Raw genomic sequence first — 23,381 nt, forward strand, 5'->3', positions numbered from 1 at the left:
GCCCGGCCAAATGACCGGGCTGTTTCGTTCTCAGGGGGAGGTTTCAGAGCATGCTCTGAGCGTTAAGCGTTGACGCGCTCACCGCTGATTTCTTCATCCTGCTCGAAAACGCTGTGGTCAGCCTGACCCAGTACCCGGGAGGTGATTGTGCCGGCAGTCATCGAACCGCTCACGTTCACGGCGGTACGGCCCATATCAATCAGGGGTTCGATTGAAATCAGCAGGCCAGCCAGTGCAACCGGCATATCCAGCGCGGACAGAACAATCAGTGCAGCAAAAGTCGCGCCGCCGCCTACACCGGCAATACCGAATGAGCTGATGGTGACGATTGCGATCAGCGTCAGCATGAAGCCAGGATCCATCGGATTGATGCCGATGGTTGGCGCAATCATCACAGCCAGCATGGCAGGATAAAGACCGGCACAGCCGTTCTGGCCCATGGTGGCACCGAATGAAGCCGAGAAGTTTGAAACAGCTTCGCCATTCCCCAGTTTTTTGACCTGCGTTTCAATGTTCAGGGGCAGGGTGCCTGCACTGGAACGGGAAGTGAACGCGAATGTCAGGACTGGCAGAATCTTTTTCAGGAAGCGGATCGGGTTGACACCAATGCCGGACACCAGCAGCAGGTGCATCACCAGGATCAGTCCCAGACCGACGTAGGAGGCAACGACAAAGTTCAGCAGGTTCAGGATGTCGCTGTAGTTAGAACCGGCAACCACTTTGGTCATCAGGGCCAGCACGCCATACGGGGTGAGCGCCAGTACCATACGTACCAGCGTCCGGACCACTTCCTGTGCCACATTGACGAATGTTTCCAGGCTCTTGCCCAGTTCCGGCTGCGTGCGGATAACCGTCAGGCTGGCAACACCAACAAAAGCCGAGAAAATTACGACTGCGATGGTGGATGTCGGGCGGCTACCCGCGAGATCAGCAAACGGGTTGGCCGGGAAGAAAGAAATAATCATGTCCGCCAGGGACAGCGTTTCAACTGATGTCAGGCGCGTTTGCAATGCTTCGCCACGCGCAATTTCACGGGCACCCTGAACAATGCCTTCGGCACTCAGGCCAAACAGGTTGCTGACCAGAATACCAATCAGCGCAGAGGCCGCTGTCGTTGCCAGCAGGATACCAATGCTCAGACCGGCAATTTTGCCCAGTGAGCCTGCGTTTTTCACTTTCACAATGGCTGCAATAATGGAAACCATGATCAGCGGCATCACAATCATTTTCAGCAGGCTGACATAACCAGAACCAACAATGCCGACATATTTCAGCGTTGTGGCGATGGTGTCATTCCCTTCACCATAGAAAAACTGCAGTGCAGCACCAAACACAACACCCAGCCCAAGGCCAGTGAACACACGTTTGGACAGTGTTTGCTCACGTTTCTGCTGTTGAACCAGCAAGGCGATCAGCAGTGCAAAAATCGCCAGATTGATGACCAGATACATATTTCTCTCTACTTAAAGGGGTTCAGTCTGTATGGAATGTCGCACAGGGCAGTGCGCAGAACTGTATAAAATTTTCCTGCATCATAGGGATTAAGCGACGCAGAAGAAATGGCTGCTCATTACTTTGACTATTCAAAAATGGAACATGTTAAAACCAAACAGAATATGGATGCATTCATGTTCAAGTTGAAGTAAAAAAGCGCTTTTTTGGGTAGGAGCAGCCAGGAAGTACCTGGCTGTGAGTTGGTCGGGCTGAAGGGATCAGGCGGTCGTGTCTTCAGAGACAGGCTGAACCACATTCACGGGACCGGCGCTGTCGGCCATGTCACGCAGTTTTTGCCACCACTGGCCGAGGGTTTCATGCCAGAAGCGTTCGGTCTGCTCGAGGTACTGTGCTTTCGGCGCGTACTTCAGCCATGGCTGGTGAATTTTATTGCTGGCCAGAAAATTGGTCGGGGCCGGAATCGGGTCCAGGCCTGCCAGTTTAAATTCTGTGATAGCGCGCGGCATGTGACTGGCAGAGGTCACCAGAACCAGGCTTCGTTTCCCGACCACCGAAGCGGCCTGGAAGGCTTCTTCCCAGGTATCTTTGGCCGTTTCAAGCAGCAGGACGTCCAGTTTGTTCACGCCCAGAGCCGTTGCGACTTTCGCCATCATCCGTGCCTGGCTGATCTCCGTTCCGCCGTCATACCCGGAGAGGATAATTTTAGAGCCCGGAGAGAGGTTGTGAATGCGGATTGCTTCTGCCAGACGCATCAGAGAAGCGCGGGACAGTTCCGAGGTCATCGGTAACTCTTTGTCGACCACATGACTGTTGCCCAGCACCATGATGTAGTCGACCGGTTGTCCGGATGGAATATAGCCTTTGTATTCTCGCTCCAGCGGTCTGAGCAGATGGGTCGAGATAGGCTGGAATGCTACCAGGAAAATACCCAGCAGGGAGATGCTCAGCAGCCAGGAGGCCAGTTTCTGTCGGCGTGTAAACCAAAGTACCATCAGACCGGTAACACCGATAATCAGCAGCAGTGGCAGAGGCATCAGAAAAGCCGACAAGATTTTTTTCAGTTCAAACATATCAGGTCGTCCGAAATTTCAGCAATTGAGCTTGAAAACGTGCTCCAAGCCTTTATTCCTCTAAAGCTTGTGACACAATAAGCGTCTGACAAGAACGCTATCATAACGAAAACTGACGTGATCAGAGACCGAAATTTTGATGATTTAGCCCAAAAGTTCTCAGAAAACATCTACGGTACAGCAAAAGGGCTGATCCGTCAGACTGTCGTATGGCAAGATTTGGAGCAGATTTTACATACCCTTGACGTGGCTTCGGCCAGTCAGGGAGCATCATTGCACGTTCTGGATGCCGGTGGTGGCATGGGGCAGCTCTCGCAGTTGATTGCGAAACTGGGTCACCGGATTACTTTATGTGATCTTTCTGGAGAAATGCTGAAACTGGCCCGCGAGGAAATTGCTAAAAATGGCTTGCTTGAGCAATATCGACTGGTTCACTGTCCGGTACAGCAGATCGATGAATATCTGGACGAGCCTGTTGATTTGATTCTGTTCCATGCCGTGATGGAATGGCTGACAGACCCGCGCGCAGCGCTGGAAACGCTGATGAATCAGGTCAAACCGGGCGGGATCATCTCCGTGATGTTTTACAACTATAACGGCCTGATGTTTAAGAACCTGATTTGCGGCAACCTGACCCATGTTGAACAGGGCATGCCTCACCGAAAACGATTTAAGCTTCAGCCGCAATCGGCACAGAAGCCTGAAGAGGTGTATGCCTGGCTCACGGAAGGCGGTTTTAACATTTTAGGCAAAACCGGTGTGCGGACTTTTCACGACTATATGCGGACCAGCCGTGTCGGTGAATTCAGTCTGGAACAATTGCTGGCGATGGAGCAGAAAATCTGCCGTCAGGAACCGTATTTATCGTTGGGGCGCTATATTCACGTTTACGCCCAAAAGCCGTTGCAGTAAGCAAATGACTTCTTTGTCTGTTGCATGCAATAAATCTAACAAATAAGGACAACGGATGAGTGACCAATCCCAGACCGTTCCTGAGCTGGTGACGTGGGTGAAACAGCATGAATTCGCCCTGAACCTGTCCACGGAAAGGCTGGCATTTTTACTGGCGGTTGCTGTATTGAGCGGCGAGCGCCTGGATGAAGAGCTGGGGGAAGGTGAACTGGTTGATGCGTTCAAAATTGTGAGCGATCTGTTTGACCAGTCGAAAGACACCCTGGTGTTTCGTGCCAACAATGCAATCAATGAGCTGGTACGTCAGCGTTTGATTTCCCGTTTTACCAGCGAAATGACCGAAGGTGCAAATATTTACCGGCTCAGTCCGCTGGCGCTGGGGATTGCCGATTATTACTCACGCCATCGTGAGTTTTCATCGATGAAGCTGTCGATTCAGCTTGCCATGGTGGCCGATGAATTGAACAAGGCAGCGGTCGCGGCCCATGAAGGCGGCGATGACAAGCACTGGAAACTGAACGTTTATGCGGTGCTGAAATATTCAGTCGCTGAGATTTTCGATCGGATTGATCTCAACCAGCGCACCATGGACGAGCAACAGCAGCAGGTCAAACAAGACATTGCTGAGCTGCTGAATCAGGACTGGCGCGCGGCGATTACGAACTGTGAAAGTCTGCTGAATGAAACCTCCAGCACCCTGCGTGAACTGCAGGATACCCTTCAGGCGGCGGGAGACCAGCTGCAAACTCAGCTTCTGGCCATTCAGGATGCGGTCGTTTCCGAACCTGAGCTGGATCTGGCGTATATCGACGGCATGGTGTATTCCCTGCAGGCCAAGCTGGACCGCATTATTAATTGGGGTCAGCAGGCGATTGACCTGTGGATCGGATATGACCGTCACGTGCATAAGTTCATCCGTACCGCCATCGATATGGATAAAAACAGGGCCTTCAGTCAGCGCCTGCGCCAGTCTGTCGCAGAATTTTTTGATGCGCCCTGGCAGCTGACTTATGCGGACGCTGAGCGTCTGCTGGATATGCGTGATGAGGAACTGGTCCTGCGTGATGACGAAGTGACCGGGATCGTCCCTGATTCGGTGGAATTTGAAGAACTGAGTCAGGTCAATGATCAGCTCTCTGAAAAAATTGCCGCCATGCTGGATATCCATAAATCACAGGGAACTGCGATCAATCTGGGTTCTGTGATCCGGGAGTATCTGGCCCAGCATCCGCATGCTCAACATTTTGATTTAGCTCGTATTATTGTCGATCAGGCCGTGAGGTTAGGCTATTCAGAGTCTGACTTCACCGCCATCCAGCCTGACTGGGAACTGATCAACGACTACGGAGCCAAGGTACAAGCCAATGTCATTGACAAATATTGAAGAATTTATGCCAGAGAATCTGGCAAAGGCCATCGCCAATCCATTGTTTCCGGCACTGGATAACGCCCTGCGCTCTGGTCGTCATGTTTCCAGCGAAGATCTGGATAACCATGCGTTCCTGCTGGAATTCGAGCAGGACCTGATGCTGTTCTACAAGCGCTATAACGCGGAACTGGTGCGCGCACCGGAAGGTTTCTTTTACCTGCGTCCGCGCTCAACATCTCTGATCAGCCGATCGGTTTTGTCTGAACTGGATATGCTGGTGGGCAAGGTCCTGTGTTTCCTGTACCTGAGCCCGGAACGACTGGCGCATGAAGGCATCTTCACCAATCAGGAACTCTTTGATGAACTTCTGTCACTGGCAGATGAAAAGAAGCTGATGAAGCTGGTGACCAACCGTGCCACGGGTTCAGACCTGGATCGCGAAAAGCTGTTCGACAAAGTCAAAACCTCTCTGCGCCGTATGCGTCGTCTGGGGATGGTCATTATGCTGGGTGATTCCGGTAAATTCCGGATTAGCGAAGCCGTATTCCGCTTTGGTGCGGATGTGCGGACTAGCGAAGACATTCGTGAAGCCCAGCTGCGCCTGATCCGCGACGGTGAAGCCGTGGTGCATCAGCAGCCACCAACACAATCCAGCCTGATTGATGAAATGCAGGGCGAGGATTCAGAAAGCGAAGAACAAACGGAGCAGGAGGAGCAAGCCTGATGGAGCGCGGTAAGTATCAGTCTCTGACCATGGTCAACTGGAACGGCTTCTTTGCCCGTACCTTTGATATTGACCAACTGGTGACCACACTTTCCGGCGGTAACGGTGCGGGTAAATCCACCACCATGGCCGCTTTTATCACGTCTCTGATCCCGGATCAGAGCCTGCTGCATTTCCGGAATACTACAGAAGCGGGCAGCTCGTCTGCCTCTCGTGACAAAGGTCTGCACGGTAAGCTGAAGCCGGGTGCCTGTTATTCAGCGCTGGACGTGGTGAACTCGAAAAACCAGCGTGTGATTTTTGCAGTGAAGCTGCAACAGGTCGCGGGCCGGGATAAGAAAGTCGATATCAAACCTTTCCTGATTCAGGGGCTGCCGGCAGCGGTGAAACCAACGGATGTGCTGATGGAAACCCTGTCTGAGAATCAGGCGCGGATCCGTCAACTCAATGAAGTGAAAGACGCGGTTTCTCAGTATGAAGGCGTGCAGTTTAAAACCTTCAGCTCAGTTACGGACTATCACACTCAGATGTTTGAGTTTGGTGTGCTGCCGAAGAAACTGCGCAACAGCACGGATCGCTCAAAATTCTACCGTCTGATTGAAGCCTCTCTGTACGGCGGTATTTCCAGTGCAATTACCCGTTCTCTGCGCGACTACCTGCTGCCGCATAACTCCGGCGTGAAAAAAGCATTCCAGGATATGGAAGCGGCGCTGCGTGAAAACCGCATGACACTGGAAGCGATCAAAGTCACTCAGAATGACCGCGATCTGTTCAAGCACCTAATCACCGAAGCAACCAACTATGTTGCCGCGGACTATATGCGTCATGCCAATGAGCGCCGCTCCAAACTGGAGCAGACGCTGAACCTGCGTGGCGAACTGCTGGGTTCTCGCAATACGCTGATTGATCAGCAGCTGGTGTTCAGCAATATGTCGCAGGAACTGGACGAGCTGAAAGACAACGAGAGTGCGCTGGAGCAGGATCATCAGGCCGCTTCTGACCACCTGCAACTGGTTCAGACGGCGGTTCGTCAGCAGGAAAAAATTGAGCGCTATCGTGACGATCTGCTCGAGCTGACAGAACGCCTGGAAGAGCAGGTGATGATTGTCGAGGAAGCGGCAGAGCAGCTGGAGATGGTCGAAGAACAGGCCATGCTGAGTGAAGAAGAAGTGGACAGCCTGAAGTCTCAGCTGGCCGATTACCAGCAGGCGCTGGACACGCAGCAAACCCGTGCACTTCAATATCAGCAGGCGGTTCAAGCACTGGAGAAAGCCCGCGCGAATACCGGCGATACTGAGCTGGATAAAGACAATGCCAATGAACTGCTGAGCCATTTAAAGCAGCAGCAAGAGGGGAAAACGACCGCTCTGCTGGCGCTGAAACACAAACTGGATATGTCAGCGGCTGCGGCACAGCAGTTTGAGAAAGGTCTGCAACTGGTGATCACCATTGCCGGTGCCGTGGATCGCGCTTCAGCCGGTCAGAAAGCCCGTGAATTGCTGGCTACCGGCCGTGAGATGCGCATGATTGCCCAGCGCAGCGAGCAGCTGAGTGCGCAATACCGCGATCTGGAACGCAATATGCGACACCAGCGTCAGGCGCAGGAGCTGGCTGATACCTATACCAAACGCTTTGCGGTTGAACTGGACAGTGAACTTGCACTGGCAGAAGAACAGGCCCGTCACGAAGCCACGCTGGAAAGTCTGGAACAAAACCAGTCTGAACTGGTGGAAAAACGCAGTGAACTGCGCCGTCAGGAGCAGCAGCTATCCCAGCAAATGACAGAGCTGGAAGGCAAGGCACCAGCCTGGATTGCAGCCAGTGATGCGCTGGAAAAACTGGCGGAGCAGTCCGGTCAGGATCTGTATGACAGTCAGGCGGTGATGACAGCCATGCATCAGACGCTGGAAGCCGAGCGTGAAGCGATTCATACCCGTGACAAACTGGCGATCCGCAAGCAGGACGTTGAGCATGAAATCGAGCGTCTGGCGCTGCCGGGCGGGAGTGATGACTCACGTTTGCGTGTGATTGCGGAAGTGCTTGGCGGCACTCTGCTGTCTGAAATTTATGATGACATTACTATTGATGATGCGCCGTATTTCAGTGCCATGTATGGCCCGGCCCGTCATGCGATCGTTGTTCAGGATCTGCAGGCGGTGCGAGAAAAACTGGCGGAGCTGGATGACTGCCCGGATGATCTTTATATCATCGAAGGGGATGCCGACTCGTTTGACGACAGCAGCTTTGTGGTTGATGAGCTGGAAGGCGCCGTCTGTGTTCAGCTGAACGAACAACAGTTGCGTTATTCACGTTTCCCGAAAGTCCCGTTGTTTGGCCGCGCGGCCCGTGAACAGCGTCTGGAAATACTGCGTGAAGAACGGGATCAGGTTGTTGAAGATCACGCCAAGGCATCCTTTGATGCACAGAAACTGCAGCGTTTATATCAGAGCTTTAATGCCTTTGTTGCCAGTCATCTGGCCGTCGCTTTTGATGCGGATCCGGAAGAAGCCATTCGCGTCGCCCGCGAGCAACGGAACCAGATTCAGCGTCAGCTGGGTGATACCGAAGCGACCGAACAGCAGCAGCGCAGTCAGCTGACGGCAGCGCGTGAAGGTCTGTCTCTGCTGGCGAAACTGCAGCCTGTCGTTGGCATGCTGGAAGATGACACACTGGCAGCACGACTGGAAGAGGTTGAGCAGCAACTGTCTCAAATCGACGAAGCACGTCATTATCTGGAGCGTCACGGTAAAGCGCTGGATGAACTGGAAGGTCTGGTGTCTGCACTGGATGCTGACCCGGAGCGTTTCGATGCGATGCAGAGCGAATACCAGGAAGCCGATCAGGCCCTGCAAACGCTGAAGAGTCAGATCTTTGCCCTGTCTGATCTGGTTGAGCGCCGTCACCACTTTGGCTATGCCGACGCGGTTGAGCTGCTGAGCAAGAGCTCTGAGCTGAACGAGCAGCTCAAATCGAAACTGGAAGCGGCAGAACGTGAACGGACGCGTCAGCGTGAAAACCTGAAGCAGTCGCAGACGCAGAATAACCAGTACAACCAGTTGCTGGCCTCGCTGAAGAGTTCGCATCAGGCGAAGCTGGAGACGGTTCAGGAATTTGAACGAGAACTGCAGGAACTGGGTGTCCGTGCGGATGTGGAAGCGGAAGAACGCGCCCGTCTGCGCCGTGACGAACTGCACGAGCGCCTGCACAGCTCACGCAACCGTCGCAGTGAACTGGAAAAAGCGACCACTTCGCTGGAACTGGAAATGCGCGGGCTGGTGAAGCGTCTGCGGAAGGTCGAGAAAGACTATGCCGACCTGCGTACGCTGGTGGTGAACACTAAAGCGGGCTGGTGTGCGGTCCTGCGTCTGGCTCGTGAAAGCGATGTCGAACGTCGTCTGCACCGCCGTGAAATGGCGTACATGAGTGCCGATGAGCTGCGTTCGCTGTCGGATAAAGCATTGGGTGCACTGCGTCTGGCCGTTTCGGATAATGAGACCCTGCGCGATGCGCTGCGTCAGTCGGAAGATGTTTCCCGTCCGGAGCGTAAGGTCCTCTTCTATATTGCCGTGTATCAGCACCTGCGTGAGCGGATCCGTCACGACATTATCCGTACCGATGATCCGGTGGAAGCCATCGAAGAGATGGAAGTGGAACTGGCGCGTCTGACGGAAGAGCTGACTGCCCGTGAAAAACGTCTGGCGATCAGTTCAGATAGCGTGGCGAACATTATCCGCAAGACCATCATGCGTGAGCAGAACCGGATCAAGATGCTGAACCAGGGCCTGCAGAATATCAGCTTTGGTCAGGTGAAAGGCGTGCGTCTGAACGTCAATGTCCGCGAAACTCACGAAGCATTGCTGGCGGGTTTGTCTGAGCAGCAGGAGCAGCATCAGGATCTGTTCGGAAATAACCGACTCACGTTCTCTGAAGCAATTGCCAAGCTGTTCCAGCGTCTGAACCCGCATATTGATATGGGTCAGCGTTCGCCGCAGACCTTGGGTGAAGAGCTGCTGGATTACCGGAATTATCTTGAGCTGAGCATCGAGGTTAACCGGGGTACGGATGGCTGGCTGCAGGCCGAGTCGGGTGCACTGTCGACCGGTGAAGCGATTGGTACAGGCCAGGCGATTCTGCTGATGGTTGTGCAGAGCTGGGAAGAAGAAGCCCGCCGTCTGCGCGGGAAAGATATCATCCCGTGCCGTCTGCTGTTCCTGGATGAGGCTGCACGTCTGGATGCTAAGTCAATTGCCACCCTGTTCGAGCTGTGTGAACGTCTGGACATGCAGTTGCTGATTGCAGCACCGGAAAACATCAGTCCGGAGAAGGGGACGACCTACAAGCTGGTGCGGAAGATCTTTAAAGATCGTGAGCACGTCCATGTCGTCGGCCTGCGTGGTTTTGGTCAGGAACCAAAAACCATTGAGGCGGAAACCGGACGGCAACTGGAACTGGATCCGGCCTGATCAGGTTTCATCGGCAAGTGAGAAAACCAGCATGGAAACATGCTGGTTTTTTTATGCCTGAAAGGGCAGGGGTCAGAACAGATGATTTTGAGGGACAGTGCCGACAGCGGATCAGGCCATCAGAAACTTATATCCCAGAGAACACATCAAAAGCGTGAGCGACAGGGACAAGGTTTTGCGAACCATCCCGGGACCATATTTCATGGCGGATGCACTGCCTAAATGATTACCCAGCAGGTTCATCAGCACTAAGGGGACAGCCAGCAGGTACAGCACATTGCCTGAAATCATGAAGGCGATCAGTGCGCCGATATTGGATGAAAAGTTAAACAGCTTCGAGGTCGCTGAGGCAGAGACCAAATCAAATCTGAGCATGTAATGCAGCGCCAGAATCAAAAAACTGCCTGTCCCGGGTCCGAAGAAACCATCATAAAAACCAATGATAAAGACGACGATCGGAACACCGAGCAGCAATACGGTTGCGTTGACCGGCTGTGAAGCATCGACGGTCTCTTTTTTCGGGAGAAAGGACAGGAGAACCCCAACCGGTAACATGGCGAGAATAATTTTGCCGATGGTGTTCGGATCAAAATATAAAATGGCCTGTGCACCGGCATAAGCGCCAATCAGCCCGGCAGGAATACCGGTGGCGACTGCGGTCCAGATGACTTTCCGGTTCTGCACAAAGTTACGAATGGCTGCAATGGTGCCTAAGGTGCTGACAATTTTCTCCTGGCCCAGTGCGACTTGCGGGGGTAAACCCGCAAGAATGAATGAAGGCACAAGGATCAGCCCGCCGCCGCCAGCGACGCTGTCGATAAATCCGGCGGCCAGTGCAGCGAGCATTAAAGCACCAATGATCCACAAAGAGAAGTCGTTCAGGAATAGATCCATTGGTTACCCCTCTTCATGAACCGAGGCGGATGAGGTTTTGTACGACTGAATCAGGACGGAGGTATCCATGCGGCCCAGACCCTGCTGGATCAGCTGCTGGTAGCGTTGATTCACATCCTGTGTCATCGGCAGCGCCAGGCCGTTGCGCTCAGCTTCTTCCAGACAAATCAGCAGATCTTTGCGCATCCAGTCAATGGCAAAGCCAAAGTCGAAGGAATCCGCTGCCATGGTGACGGCACGGTTTGCCATTTGCCAGGAGCCTGCAGCCCCCTGCGTCAGTGCACTGGTGACCTGCGTGATATCCAGATCGGACTTTTCTGCCAGCAGCAGGGCTTCGCTCAGACCTTGCAGCACACCGGCAATACAGATTTGGTTCACCATCTTGCACCGCTGGCCCTGTCCGTGACCACCCAGCAGCACAGCATGTTTTGCGTAGGCACGGATCACTTCAGCGACCCGGCCATAAACCGCGGCTTCACCGCCGCACATCACCGTGAGCGCGCCGTTTTCAGCCCCCGCCTGACCTCCGGAAACCGGTGCATCGATGAAATGGACGCCTTTTTCTTTACTGGCCCGGGCGAGTTCAGTGGCTAAATGAGCCGATGTTGTGGTGTGGTCGACTAAAATACTGCCCGGTTTCATTGAAGAGAGTACACCGGTCTCGCCATAGATAACGCTCCGGACATCGTCATCATTACCCCCACAGACAAACACCATATCGCTGTTGTGAGCTGCTTCCTTCGGTGTCTGAGCCGATTGTCCGGCGTATGTCCGGGTCCAGTGCTCAGCTTTTTCGCCTGTGCGGTTATACACAGTGACCTGATGACCGGCGCGGGACAAATGCCCGGCCATTGGGTAGCCCATCACGCCTAAACCGATAAATGCGACTTTGTTTCCTTCCATGATTCTCTCCCGTCCCCCAGATTCTGGGTCAATATGGTTTAAATGATGTATGTCAAACCCAAGTGCACTGACAATAGCCTCAGCTGTTCCTGACTGTATGAAAGCGGCATGTGGCGTTGTTGGATCATGACATGATGTAATTTGCGCAACGGGGTGACTTTAATGAATTCAATTGACATATGTCAATATGCGGGTATCAAATTATTTTAATCGTGATTAAACTAAGGAGCTTTGAAATCAGATGGCCACCTCATGGAGTTTGGGCGTGAGTGAAAACAAGTTCAGGCAGATTGCCAGTGCAATAGAGTCGAGAATCGACAGTGGTCAGTACCCGCCGAATTCAAGACTGCCAACGCATCGTGATTTGGCTGAAGAACTGGAAACAACCCCCGCAACAGTGGCGAAAGCCTATAAACTGCTGGTCGAAAAGAACTACGTGGAATCTTTCGTAGGGCGGGGCACCTTTGTAAAAGGGAACACTGAATTGGATCAGGTGATTCAGGCACCAGACCTTGAAACCGTCTATAACTTTTCCATTCTTCAGCCCTGTCTGGCACAGAGTCTGCCCTGGCTACAGGCGGCGTTCACACAGGCTTCAAACAAACTGAGTACCGATTTGATCGGTTATACAGAATTTTCCGGCCATCAGGCGCACCGTGCTGCAGGTGTCCAGTGGGCGGCCCGCTACGGGCTGGAAAAAGGAACCCCAGAAAATACGCTGCTGGTGGATGGGGCGCAGAATGCGCTGTCATTGCTGATCATCGCGCTGACAAAGCCCGGCGACACGATTGCGGTTGAAAGGCTGACTTACCCCGGGATTCTGGCAATTGCCAGTTTGCTGGGACGGCGGGTCGTCGGCGTCGACATGGATGATGAAGGCATGCTGCCGGAACATCTCAAAGCTGTCATCAGGCATGATAAACCGAAGCTGGTGGTCACGATCCCTTCACATCAGAACCCGACAGGGGTGACGATGCCTGAAGCACGCCGGAAGCAGATAGCAGACGTCATTGCAGCATCAGATGTGTGGCTGGTGGAAGATGACGTTTATGCTTTCTTGAACAGTGAGACGATACCGGCGATTTGTAACTGGATCCCCGAGCAATCTTTCCATATCACCAGTTTGTCGAAAGCGATCAGTCCTGCATTACGCTGCGGATTTATCAAAGTTCCGGACAGTCAGGTGGCCGCCATGAATGCTCATATCCGGGCCAATATCTGGTTGTCTTCACCTATCAACTATATTGCTGCTGCGGAGATGATCACAAATGGCAGCGCCTTCCATGTGGCCGGGCTGCAGCAGCAAATTGCCAGACAGCGGCAGCAGATTGCGCAGTCGGTCCTGAGTGTGCCTTATACAACATCTCACGGATATCATATCTGGCTGCCTTTACCGGACGGCTGGCGGGCCGAGCGCTTTGTGATGGAAGCGAAAAGCCGGGATCTGATTGTCAGCAGCGGCAGTTATTTTTGTCCGGACTCAAAAGAATCTGATCACATCCGGTTATCTCTGATGTCAGTTTCTTCTGATCAGAAGCTGGAAGAGGGTTTAAGTAAACTCGACCAGTTACTGCAGTCTGAAATCAATACCCTGTTTCATTTCTAGCGTTTATTCTCCTTCCTGTATCGGCCCTCAGTATTGAGGGCCGTTGCTCACTTCATCTGAATTCTCATTGTTTATTCACAGCCGTTGACTTTTTTTGTTCCCAATTTTGTCTTGTTCCTAAGACCCCTTTCTCAATCGTTAGTGTCGCTGACGATAGCGCTTTTTGCTGTGACTGAGTGCCTAGAATTTTAGTGTTGGAGTCGGCCATCTGACTAATCACTCAATACTAAAGCGAAGCCTGGCGGCCGTGATTGAGTGTAGAAAAACGATTCATTCAGTTTTGTCGTAGGGGTAATGACATGAAAAATATAATTCTTTTAATGCTCGCTATGATGGCAGTGGCGGGCTGTAGTGATTCAGGCAGTGCGGACAATGCTGCGAATACACCATTGGACTCTGATGGTCAGCAGGAAGTACCTGTCACCATCGAGGTTCCGGAGAACCCGGATACGGATCCAGGCGATCCTTCTGACCCGAGCAATCCGGGCAACGGTTATGATGGCCCCCGTAAAGTCTGTCTGGCGATTACGGGTCTGGAGCTGAAAGGAAGCAGCGGCAATATTATTGAATACACCAATGAGGTCATTCAGCAGGCTCTGGAATCTGATCCGGATTGCGTGCCGCCATCCGATATTGTGAAAGATGCATTGCCCGAGGGCATGGTACTGGTCGATCTGCTGCACATGAGTAATGATCTGGTGTACTTGCTGAAAGGCGTCGGTTTACCGGTCGATGATTATGTCAGCGTGACGCTGAAAATTAATGATCAGGGCACTTATGGCGGTTTCGACATCGACTTTGACGGTGATGTGGACATCAGTTCAGGCAGTCCTTATTCCTATGTGCAGGAATATGACGGCGATTACAAAGCGGTCGATTTGGGCGGTAAGCTGGAATTTGCCGGCTTTAACCTGAAAGACAAATATGGTTATCCGCAAACCTATTCCATGATGATTGACCCGTACAGCGCACTGGAAATGAAAGACAACGGCGCGTATGGCCTGACCGGCAAGGGGATGTGGTTGGTCAATAAGCTTGATGCGGTCGATATTGTGGGGGACGTGCTGGACTCGGCTTGTGTCGAAGATGCAATGAAGCTGATTTATCTGTTCAAGTCAGATTCTGAAGGACCAAGTTCAGGTGGTGATCCAGACTACATTACCATGGCCAATGATGACGGCGACGGTACATACTCTTACGGCATGTCCAGTATTCCGAAAGGGTATTACGACTTCGAAATCATGTGTGATGTAGACGATGCGATCCCTGAGTTCTCCGGCTATGGTAAGTATGATGTTGAAGTCACCGATAATGCGTCGGGTAACTACGACCTTTATGATTCAATGAATTAAAGATGCTGCTGTTGCATGAACCGAACCAACCGGCCAACTTTGTTTGGCCGGTTTGCTGTTGAGGCGTACACTGAATACTCCCTGAACACTCAGATGATCATGCTGTACATGTGAGTTTTTAGCTTTTGTAGCAAGATCAATATCTCATTTTTGCGCAAAAATTATCTGAATCGTTGGATATCAACTCTTTGATTCTTGTGATTTTTGTCGCAAATGTCGCTGTTTTCATCCCTTCCTGCCCAGCTTTTGCTGGTTGTTTTTTAACCTCCGATTCATTACATTCCTTCTGCATCGCGTATTGGAAACAAAGAGAAACAGCTATGACATTCAGTGGCAAACTGCTTTCACCGGCATCGAACGGACTCACTTCTTTCAAAAAATTTGCATTCAGTTCAGTGCTTGGTCTGGCTGTGTTCGGGTACGGCATTCACCCGGCACAGGCATCTGTGACAACGAAGCCAACAAATCATTTGGAGTCTACGTTGAAGTACGTAGAGCTGGAGGCTCAGGAAGGCGATAAAAATATGCAGCTTTTCCTGGGGCGCGCCTATCTGGAAGGTAAAAGCGGAGTTGAATCGGATCCGCTGAAGGGTCTGTACTGGCTGGAGCAGGCTTCGGTGGATATGCCCGAAGTGAAAACCATGATTGGTGATCTGTTCAAGAACGGTCAGTTAGTGCCACAGGACAGCGAACTGGCGGTGCACTGGTACACGAAAGCCGCAAATGAAGGTGACATTCCGGCGATGGAAGAGCTGGGAATGTTCTATGCCTCAGGTGCGGATGGTCAGGTGGACTGCGGTAAAGCCATTCACTGGTTTACTCAGGCATCGAACGGCGGTTCACTGGATTCGAAACGTAATCTGGTCTGGTTGTATGCAACCTGTAAAGATGAAAAAGCACGTGATGGTCATCTGGCGCTGAAACTGGCAAAACAGGTGATCAGTAAAACCAGTCCTGATGCAGGTGATTACGACAACCTCGCCGCTGCATATGCTGCCTGCGGTCAGTTCCTACAGGCTGTCAGAGCCCAGCAAATTGCGTTGGATAAGCTGGAGCAGGATGTTGAGGCACAGCGAATTGCGAAATTCACACAGCGTTTGAAGCTGTATCAGCAAAATCAGACGATTTACAGTGCTTCACTGTAATTCCCTTTTCGCATAACGCCAATCATTCTTCTCCTGTTATGCAATATCAAGCCTTCACCCGTTGTGAAGGCTTTCTTTTTCCCATTTCAAATACAGAAATTCACAGCAGCTGACACATAATCAATACATGGATGATTTTCGGGATTCTTGCTGTTGTGATACCACCAGAACGCGATATTTCAGGCATTGTCAGTCTGGACAGTAAAGATTATTCCTCCGGTGAAAACCGCATGCGGGCTGTCGGCGGAGAAGCGGGCATCGGTTTGCTTGCTGATGCATTTTGCAATGCATTGGATGCAATTTCGGAAGCGAGCGGTATCCGTCAGAAATATCCTGAAGATCTGTCAGAGTTCCGGGCCTCTCTTGTTTCTTTTTTCACGATCTGGATGACCGGAGAAACGCCGTTATACAGTAAAGCAAACGGCCGGCGCTATCTGTCGGCGAACCCCAAACGACTCCGTCTGAACGGCGCAGAAAAGCAAGCCTGGCTTGATTGCATGCAGTATGCACTGGATGCTCAACCTTATGATGAAGTGTTTAAACGTTATGTCATGGTGCAACTGACACTGGCTGCAGAAATGACACGACTTCCATCATACTAAAGTGTGACGCCGGAAATTTTTAGACTTCATTTCTCGGGCGAATACTTTTGGGTGAAAAACTGTTGGTTAATTTTGGTCTGCTTCTTGCTTTTTATTACCCATGTCAAGGTGGTTTGCGCAGGGGATAAAAGCATGGAATTGTTGATTAAGTTAACATTAGCTGCATCGTGTTGTTTTGCAGTCTCGGCCAGTGCAGCTGAGATTAACCTGGCAGCACCCGGGACGGAGCAGGCTGTTCTGAACATGGGGAGTCAGGGTAACAGCTATGTTACTGTTTACCAGCAAACCGGGGCCGGCTCAGGTCATTTAGGATCTTTCCTGCGTATTCAGGAAAGCGGAAATGGCAACGGGAACGGAAATAGCAACGGAGATGGCAACGGTATTCAGGAAGGATTTAATACCAGCACCACGGATCCTTACATGATGGATCAGCACCCCTCAGGAAATTTTACACGTGATGTATTGTTTTCTGAGCTTCAGTCCGCTTACGGGTTTTATACTTTCATTCTGGATGTTGATGAAACAGGAAATGACAACGAAATCGTGCTGACGAATTTGATGCTCTTTTCGACCAGTACACCAAGCCAGAATGTGGACGACATCAGTCACCTGCAAGACAAGACGTTATTGTGGAGTCTGGACTGGAGTGATAGCGGTACGTTTCAGGATAATTCAATCCGTCTGGATGCAAGGAAGAACAATAACGGGCCGGGGAGCGGTGCAACGGACATAGCATTTTTCATCAATGATGATTATCTGTCATCAATCCCTGACGGGCAGAAAAACTTTGTTCTGTATGCGAGTTTTGATGAGTTTGATTCCGGATATGAAGAATGGGCACATAGCACCGTGTACTTTGATGAACCGCCTACATGGGTCTCAGAGCCTTCCGGAATGGCGATGCTGGGCTTTGGTCTGCTCTCCGTGGCAGCCTGCGTCCGCAGACGCCGGGTGAAGGTGTGCGAAGGACGCTGAACTGAATGTTCAAAGGGAGCCGAGGCTCCCTTTTTTCATCGTGTTCATCCATTCAGTACGTTGCAGCATCCTGAGGTGACTTAAACAGATCTTCAATGGCCTGAATGGCGGCTTCGACCCATTCCTGCAAGGTTTCAGTTTCCGGAAAACCTGGCTTAATCGCGTTCAAATATCTGCAGAAACACATAAATTTGCACCTCCTCAGTAATTGTAGACCCGTCAACGGTAAGCTTCATTCTGCTGTTCAGCACGGCATTGATATCAATTCCATTATGGAATGAGTTTATATCTCAGCTTTCGCTGTTATCCGTAGCTGAAGGCTGTTACTTTTCTCGCCTGATGTAAGTGTTTGGTTTCAGGGAGAAGTATGGACATATCATTAGACATTCTGGCGCTGCTGTTTTTTGTAGCCGGACTGGCCGGATTTATTGACGCGATCGCTGGCGGCGGGGGACTGCTCACGATGCCAGCACTGCTGGCCGCCGGGATTCCGCCGACTCAGGCACTGGCGACCAATAAACTGCAAAGCTCATTTGGCAGTTTTTCGGCCACTTATTATTTTGTCCGGCACGGAATGGTGAATTTAAGACAAATGGGGCTGGCGATTGCCTGTACCTTTGCGGGGTCAGCGGTCGGTGCAGAATGGGTTCAGCAGATTGATGCCAGTGTGCTGACCATGATGATCCCGGTTCTGCTGATTGCCATCTCACTCTACTTTCTGCTGGCGCCGCAGGCCAGTATTCATGGCGGAAAGGCCCGGATATCTGACAACCTGTTTGCGTTTACCGTGGGAACGGGCATCGGATTTTATGACGGCTTCTTTGGTCCCGGCACCGGTTCATTATTTACCATTTGCTTTGTGACGCTGGCGGGGCTTGGTATTGTGGAAGCAACGGCACGAACCAAAGTCCTCAATTTCACCTCGAACATTGCCGCGTTGCTGTTTTTTGTTCTGGCCGGGCTGCCGGTCTGGAAAGTGGGTCTGGTGATGGCGGTGGGCGGATTTATGGGAGCGCGGCTCGGTGCCAAAGTAGTCGTCAGCAGGGGGCGGAAGCTGATTCGTCCGATGGTGGTGACGATGTCGATGCTGATGGCTGCAAAGCTGCTCTGGGAACAAAATCCGCAATGGTTTCAATAAGAGTTCTGACCCGTTCTGCGCGGTAACTGTGCTGGCGGTAGCAGAGATAAATCGGGCGGATTAAATCATCCAGAAAGGCAAAGTGCTGGCAATTTTCAGGTGGAATGGCCAGGGTCTGAACCACAGAGAAGGGCACCAGGGCCGGTGCGGTGCCAGCCAGAGCCAGCTTGGCTGCGGCGGTGTAAGAGTCCATTTCCATCAGTGGCTTGATACCGGCCTGCTGCAGTAATCCGGCCTGATACGCATTGGCCGGATTACTGAGATCATTGGTCAGCAGGGCGGCGGGCGGCTCAGCGAGATGCCGGTCGTACACAACGGTAAAGGGCTCATTCATCAGGTGGATGAGCTGAAGACCATGCTGGCCCGGCATGTGTCCGGCACAAAAACCCAGAGTCGCATCCCCGGACTGCACCCGTTCGACGATCACGGGGGTGTGATGCGTACTGATCACGATATAGGGATCGGTTTTCAGGTATTTCCCCATGAAAGGGGCCAGATAGCCGGAGACCAGCGTTTCTGAACACGCCATTGTGATCGGTGTATTATCCCGGACAGATTGCTGCTCGAAAATCCGGCCTTTCAGTTCGTTGAATCCGGGGCCAACCTGAGCCACTAATGCCTGTGCATCCGGTGTGAGTTTGATGTGGCGGCCATCGGGAACAATCAGTTTTTTTCCCAACCGTTTTTCCAGCCGGGCGATACGCTTACTGACCGCACTCTGGCTGATATACAAACGGCTGCCGGCACGGCTCATTGTGCCTTCTTTTGCAAGAACCAGCAGCGTTTCCACACCTTCAAGCAGCATCAGCGTCTCCGGATGACTCATTCATGAAAAAACGGAATGAATTCTAGCAAAGAATCGTGTGTATGCGGAACAGGAAACAGGAAACCGCCAGTCATGAGATGCTGGCGGCTTGGAAAAGGGGATTAGTTGTTCGAGGTGTCGTCCGGATGGGTCTGCGTAATGCTGCCGACTTCAAGCATCGGTGCAACATCCAGATGTTCTGCATTCATCATGGCAGAGATTCGCTGGACGGAGGATAACAGCAGCGACTGCTCCCACTCATCTAACTGCTGGAAACGGGATACAAAGCTCTCCTGAAGCGGCAGAGGCGCCTTTTCCAGATGTGCTCGTCCTTCATCGGTTAAGTGGGCGTGGACTTTTCGCTTGTCCAGTGTGCTTCTTTCCCGGACGACCAGTCCGCGTTTTTCCAGACGGTCAAGAATGGTCGTCGCCGTTGCCTGACTCATATTGGTATTGTTGGAAAGCTGACGGATGGTGACTTCACCTGAATCACGAATGGCTTTCATTAATACAAGCTGCGGCCCGGTCAGTCCGGTCGACTTATTCAGTTGTCTTGAGTGCAAATCGATTGCACGAATGATTTGTCGCAGGGCGATAAGGACTTCTTCATGTTTGTCCATGTTGCTCTCCCACCTTTCTGCCGTTCGTCCATCCTGAAAGTTCAGACAGAAGCTGAAGCGGCAAATGCATGATTGATTCTTATATTAGGGTAAACAGCTGCGTGAGATTGGAGTAAACCGGCAGGTCCCTTTCGCTGATGCGAAATTCTAGCATGCCAATTGTTTAGCCTTCTATCAAAAAACGCAGTAAAAACCATGATTTGCTCGATTTTTCATCTTTGTTTAGTGCTTCTGGATGCCGATGAGCGCTTTCGCAGCTGTTTTGTACAACCGGAAGGAGCCTCTTACTGAGTTTAGGCGACTGGCAGTGAGCGATAAATTGTGACGGTCCTTTGATGTGAGTACGGGTGAATAAGCTGTCGGAAGGCCGCCGTGAAAATGAGATTTTTATGTTGTATAAAACTTAAGCGAAGCATCGTTGCATATTTCTGTTCGTACAAATTTTGTGCGTTATTTTTCAAATTGTGTCTTTCTGTTACTTGTTATTGTTGCTCATGTGAATAATAATGATTATCAATTTTAGCCTTAATTGTTTTTAAACTGATCAAGGACGACATGTCACAATGAAAAAGACGTTTGCCCTTTCTTTACTCGCGGCTTCAGTGCTGGCGACAGGTCATGCACAGGCGGCCACCAAGCAAGACGTTGTTCAACACTATGCAGATATTGCTTTTAACGTATTCAGCGATGCGCAATCGACAGCGCGCAACCTGGACCAGGCGATTGATGCTCTGATTGCAAACCCATCTGAAAAGACGCTGGCCGAGGCAAAAGCTGCCTGGAAACTGGCGCGTATCCCTTATCAGCAATCTGAGGTTTTCCGTTTCGGTAACGCCGTTGTGGATGACTGGGAAGGCCAACTGAACGCATGGCCACTTGATGAAGGCCTGATCGACTATGTCGCGCAGGGTTACCATCATGAGCTGGGTAATGAAGGCGCAACGGCAAATATCATTGCAAATGAACAGATTCAGGTTGGCAATGTGACCATCAATGCGTCACAAATTACGCCGGAGCTGCTGGCAGACATGAATGAAATTGGTGGTTCTGAAGCGAATGTCGCAACCGGATACCACGCAATTGAGTTTCTGCTGTGGGGACAGGATCTGAATGGCACCAATGCGGGTGCAGGTGAACGTGCTTACACCGACTTTATCAGCGGTGAGGGTTGTACTCACGGTAATTGTGACCGTCGCCGGACTTACCTGAAATCCGCTTCTCAGCTGCTGCTGACGGATCTGGGCTGGATGACCAAGCAATGGTCGGCAACAGAGAAAGGCAATTACCGCAGTGAGCTTCTGGCAGACAGCCCGGAAAACGGTCTGCGCAAAATGCTGTTCGGAATGGGATCTCTGTCGCTGGGCGAACTGGCCGGTGAGCGGATGAAAGTTGCGCTGGAAGCAAACTCGACTGAAGATGAGCACGATTGCTTCTCAGACAATACCCATAATTCTCATTTCTACGATGAGCAGGGTATCTACAACATCTACACCGGTACTTACAAGCGTGTTGATGGCAGCACCTTGTCCGGTCCGAGCATCCATGACCTGGTTGCTGAGAAAGATCCAAAAGCGGCGAAAGCCATCCACGCTGAATTTGACCAGACGCGTGCACAGGTTTATGCCCTGGTTGAATCAGCAGAGAAAAATAACCAGCATTTTGACCAGCTGATTGCAGCAGGCAACAAAGCCGGGAATAAGCTTGTGAATGACGCCATTATGGCACTGGTAAAACAGACGGCAGAAATTGAACGTGCCGCTGGTATTCTGGGTGTCACAAGCCTGAATCCGGATACTGCGGATCACCAGTTTTAATTCGTGATGACGTCAAAAAATTATAAATAAAGAGAAGGGCTCAGTTGAGCCCTTTTGTCGTCATTGTTCATCAGAAAAACTATGAAAAAATGTGAGTATCAACAATGAATTTGAGGACTTTTGCAGCCAGGATTGCTGTGCTTTCTCTGCCGCTGACGTTTCCGGCTTTTGCCCAGACCGCTGATGCCTTAACAACTGAATCTGCCCTGATGAAATCAGGTGGAGAGACCAGTGTGAATAAGGCCGGCGCGAACGCATTTTCAATGCCGGCGGCTAACCTGCCGTTGGTGAACCGTCTGGATTTCAGTGTCGGCAACAGTTTTTTCAGAAACCCATGGGTTCAGGCGCCTGCGACGACGGATGCCCGTGACGGTCTGGGGCCGTTGTTTAACACCAATGGCTGCCAGAATTGCCACATTAAAGATGGTCGCGGCCATCCGCCTGAAGCCGGTGACAAGAACAGTGTATCTATGCTGGTGCGCCTGAGTATTCCGGCGATGACCCCGGAACAGAAGAAATCCCTGATTATGGATGGCGTGGTGCCTGATCCGGTTTACGGCGGACAACTTCAGGACTTTGCGCTGCCGGATGCCAAACCGGAAGGGCAGGTAAAGGTGATTTACACCGATGTCCCGGTGATTTTTGCTGACGGTGAAGTGGTGACTCTGCGCAAGCCGAAGCTGGCCATCACCGATTTAAATTATGGTGAGATGCACCCGGATATCATGATGTCTGCCCGTGTCGCACCACCGATGATCGGACTGGGATTGCTGGAGCAGATTCCTGAGCAGACGCTGGAATCTCTGGCAGCAGCACAGCTGAAAAAAGATCAAGGCGTTTCCGGCCGGTTGAACCGTGTCTGGGATGTTGAGAAACAACAGACCGTTGCAGGCCGTTTTGGATGGAAAGCCGGTCAGCCAACCCTGAAACAGCAGGATGCCGGTGCTTTCAACGGGGATATGGGGCTGACCAGCAGTCTCTTCCCGGTTGAAAATTGCACCAGCGGACAAACCGCCTGCCAGACGTTACCAAACGGTGGCGAACCGGAAGTCAGTGATAAGATTCTGAACTTTGTTGAGTTTTATTCCCGCCATCTGGGTGTGCCGATCCGACGCAATCTGGCCGACCCTCAGGTGCAGCGCGGTGAGCATCTGTTTGCGGAGAGTGGTTGTGGTTCCTGCCACCAGAGTCAGCTGAAGACTACGAAAGTAGACAGCCTGCCTGCACTTTCAGAGCAAACCATTCATCCGTATACAGACTTACTGCTGCATGATATGGGCGAAGGACTGGCGGATCACCGGGAGGAGTTCCTGGCGAATGGCCGTGAATGGCGTACCGCACCGCTGTGGGGCATTGGTTACACAGAAGAAGTGAACGGTCACACTTATTTCCTGCATGACGGCCGTGCGCGGAACATGATGGAAGCTGTCCTCTGGCATGGCGGAGAAGCCGAGCGAAGCCGTGCGCAGGTTCTGCAAATGAACAAACAAGATCGTGAAGCGCTGATGGCCTTCCTGCACTCACTGTAAGGACA

Annotated in this window: 18 protein-coding genes; 12 read left to right on the forward strand and 6 right to left on the reverse strand. The window is 51.7% G+C overall.

The window, feature by feature from the left end; all coding sequences use genetic code 11:
* Positions 1–62 precede the first annotated feature (62 nt).
* Together ACYP03_RS12535 and elyC are read right to left on the reverse strand one after the other, a co-directional pair.
* On the reverse strand, positions 63–1,451 hold the full coding sequence (locus tag ACYP03_RS12535) for an L-cystine transporter (protein ID WP_248140629.1): 1,389 nt from the start codon (positions 1,449–1,451) through the stop codon (positions 63–65).
* 261 nt (positions 1,452–1,712) lie between these two features.
* Positions 1,713–2,525, reverse strand: coding sequence for an envelope biogenesis factor ElyC (gene elyC / locus ACYP03_RS12540; protein WP_248140628.1), 813 nt, complete (start codon positions 2,523–2,525; stop codon positions 1,713–1,715).
* A 117-nt stretch (positions 2,526–2,642) separates the two neighbouring features.
* Here elyC and cmoM point away from each other — a divergent pair, with 117 nt between their 5' ends.
* From cmoM to mukB, 4 genes are read left to right on the forward strand one after another with little or no spacing between them, the layout of a single operon-like run.
* Entirely contained in the window at positions 2,643–3,437 is a 795-nt protein-coding gene (cmoM, locus tag ACYP03_RS12545; RefSeq protein ID WP_248140627.1) for a tRNA uridine 5-oxyacetic acid(34) methyltransferase CmoM, read from the forward strand.
* Between the two features lie 55 nt (positions 3,438–3,492).
* Entirely contained in the window at positions 3,493–4,821 is a 1,329-nt protein-coding gene (gene mukF / locus ACYP03_RS12550; protein WP_248140626.1) for a chromosome partition protein MukF, read from the forward strand.
* A complete protein-coding gene (mukE, locus tag ACYP03_RS12555) occupies positions 4,802–5,530 on the forward strand; it encodes a chromosome partition protein MukE (RefSeq protein ID WP_248140625.1) in 729 nt (242 codons plus the stop codon). Before mukF ends, mukE begins: the two co-directional genes overlap by 20 nt.
* Positions 5,530–9,993 (forward strand): chromosome partition protein MukB, encoded by a 4,464-nt coding sequence (gene mukB / locus ACYP03_RS12560; protein WP_459780145.1) that lies wholly within the window; start codon positions 5,530–5,532, stop codon positions 9,991–9,993. Before mukE ends, mukB begins: the two co-directional genes overlap by 1 nt.
* 111 nt (positions 9,994–10,104) lie before the next feature.
* Here mukB and ACYP03_RS12565 read toward each other — a convergent pair whose 3' ends face one another.
* Both ACYP03_RS12565 and ACYP03_RS12570 read right to left on the reverse strand, forming a co-directional pair.
* Positions 10,105–10,887, reverse strand: a complete 783-nt coding sequence (locus tag ACYP03_RS12565) for a sulfite exporter TauE/SafE family protein (RefSeq protein WP_459780147.1) — start codon at positions 10,885–10,887, stop codon at positions 10,105–10,107.
* A 3-nt stretch (positions 10,888–10,890) separates the two neighbouring features.
* Positions 10,891–11,790: an NAD(P)-dependent oxidoreductase gene (locus ACYP03_RS12570; RefSeq protein ID WP_459780148.1), complete on the reverse strand. Its 900-nt coding sequence runs from the start codon at positions 11,788–11,790 to the stop codon at positions 10,891–10,893.
* 265 nt (positions 11,791–12,055) lie between these two features.
* On the opposite strand from ACYP03_RS12570, the gene ACYP03_RS12575 reads away from it, so the two are divergent.
* From ACYP03_RS12575 to ACYP03_RS12600, 6 genes are all read left to right on the forward strand, one after another.
* Entirely contained in the window at positions 12,056–13,396 is a 1,341-nt protein-coding gene (locus ACYP03_RS12575; protein WP_459780150.1) for an aminotransferase-like domain-containing protein, read from the forward strand.
* A gap of 299 nt (positions 13,397–13,695) precedes the next feature.
* Positions 13,696–14,748: a hypothetical protein gene (locus ACYP03_RS12580; protein WP_248140620.1), complete on the forward strand. Its 1,053-nt coding sequence runs from the start codon at positions 13,696–13,698 to the stop codon at positions 14,746–14,748.
* A gap of 320 nt (positions 14,749–15,068) precedes the next feature.
* Positions 15,069–15,893 carry a tetratricopeptide repeat protein gene (locus ACYP03_RS12585; RefSeq protein ID WP_459780152.1) on the forward strand — a complete coding sequence of 275 codons (825 nt, stop codon included), beginning with the start codon at positions 15,069–15,071 and terminating at the stop codon, positions 15,891–15,893.
* Positions 15,894–16,048: 155 nt separating this feature from the next.
* Positions 16,049–16,495 carry a globin domain-containing protein gene (locus tag ACYP03_RS12590; RefSeq protein ID WP_248140618.1) on the forward strand — a complete coding sequence of 149 codons (447 nt, stop codon included), beginning with the start codon at positions 16,049–16,051 and terminating at the stop codon, positions 16,493–16,495.
* 132 nt (positions 16,496–16,627) lie between these two features.
* Positions 16,628–17,470 (forward strand): hypothetical protein, encoded by an 843-nt coding sequence (locus tag ACYP03_RS12595; RefSeq protein ID WP_459780154.1) that lies wholly within the window; start codon positions 16,628–16,630, stop codon positions 17,468–17,470.
* Between the two features lie 367 nt (positions 17,471–17,837).
* Entirely contained in the window at positions 17,838–18,608 is a 771-nt protein-coding gene (locus tag ACYP03_RS12600) for a TSUP family transporter (RefSeq protein WP_248140616.1), read from the forward strand.
* Here ACYP03_RS12600 and ACYP03_RS12605 read toward each other — a convergent pair.
* Both ACYP03_RS12605 and ACYP03_RS12610 read right to left on the reverse strand, forming a co-directional pair.
* Positions 18,508–19,413, reverse strand: a complete 906-nt coding sequence (locus ACYP03_RS12605; RefSeq protein WP_330959271.1) for a LysR family transcriptional regulator — start codon at positions 19,411–19,413, stop codon at positions 18,508–18,510. The two genes, ACYP03_RS12600 and ACYP03_RS12605, sit on opposite strands and share 101 nt — an antisense overlap.
* A 122-nt stretch (positions 19,414–19,535) precedes the next feature.
* Positions 19,536–20,033: a MarR family winged helix-turn-helix transcriptional regulator gene (locus ACYP03_RS12610; RefSeq protein WP_248140614.1), complete on the reverse strand. Its 498-nt coding sequence runs from the start codon at positions 20,031–20,033 to the stop codon at positions 19,536–19,538.
* 563 nt (positions 20,034–20,596) lie between these two features.
* On the opposite strand from ACYP03_RS12610, the gene ACYP03_RS12615 reads away from it, so the two are divergent.
* Positions 20,597–21,847, forward strand: a complete 1,251-nt coding sequence (locus ACYP03_RS12615) for an imelysin family protein (protein WP_248140613.1) — start codon at positions 20,597–20,599, stop codon at positions 21,845–21,847.
* Between the two features lie 104 nt (positions 21,848–21,951).
* A complete protein-coding gene (locus ACYP03_RS12620) occupies positions 21,952–23,376 on the forward strand; it encodes a di-heme oxidoreductase family protein (RefSeq protein WP_459780156.1) in 1,425 nt (474 codons plus the stop codon).
* Positions 23,377–23,381: the final 5 nt, after the last annotated feature.

The sequence above is a fragment of the Photobacterium sp. R1 genome, from assembly GCF_054600795.1.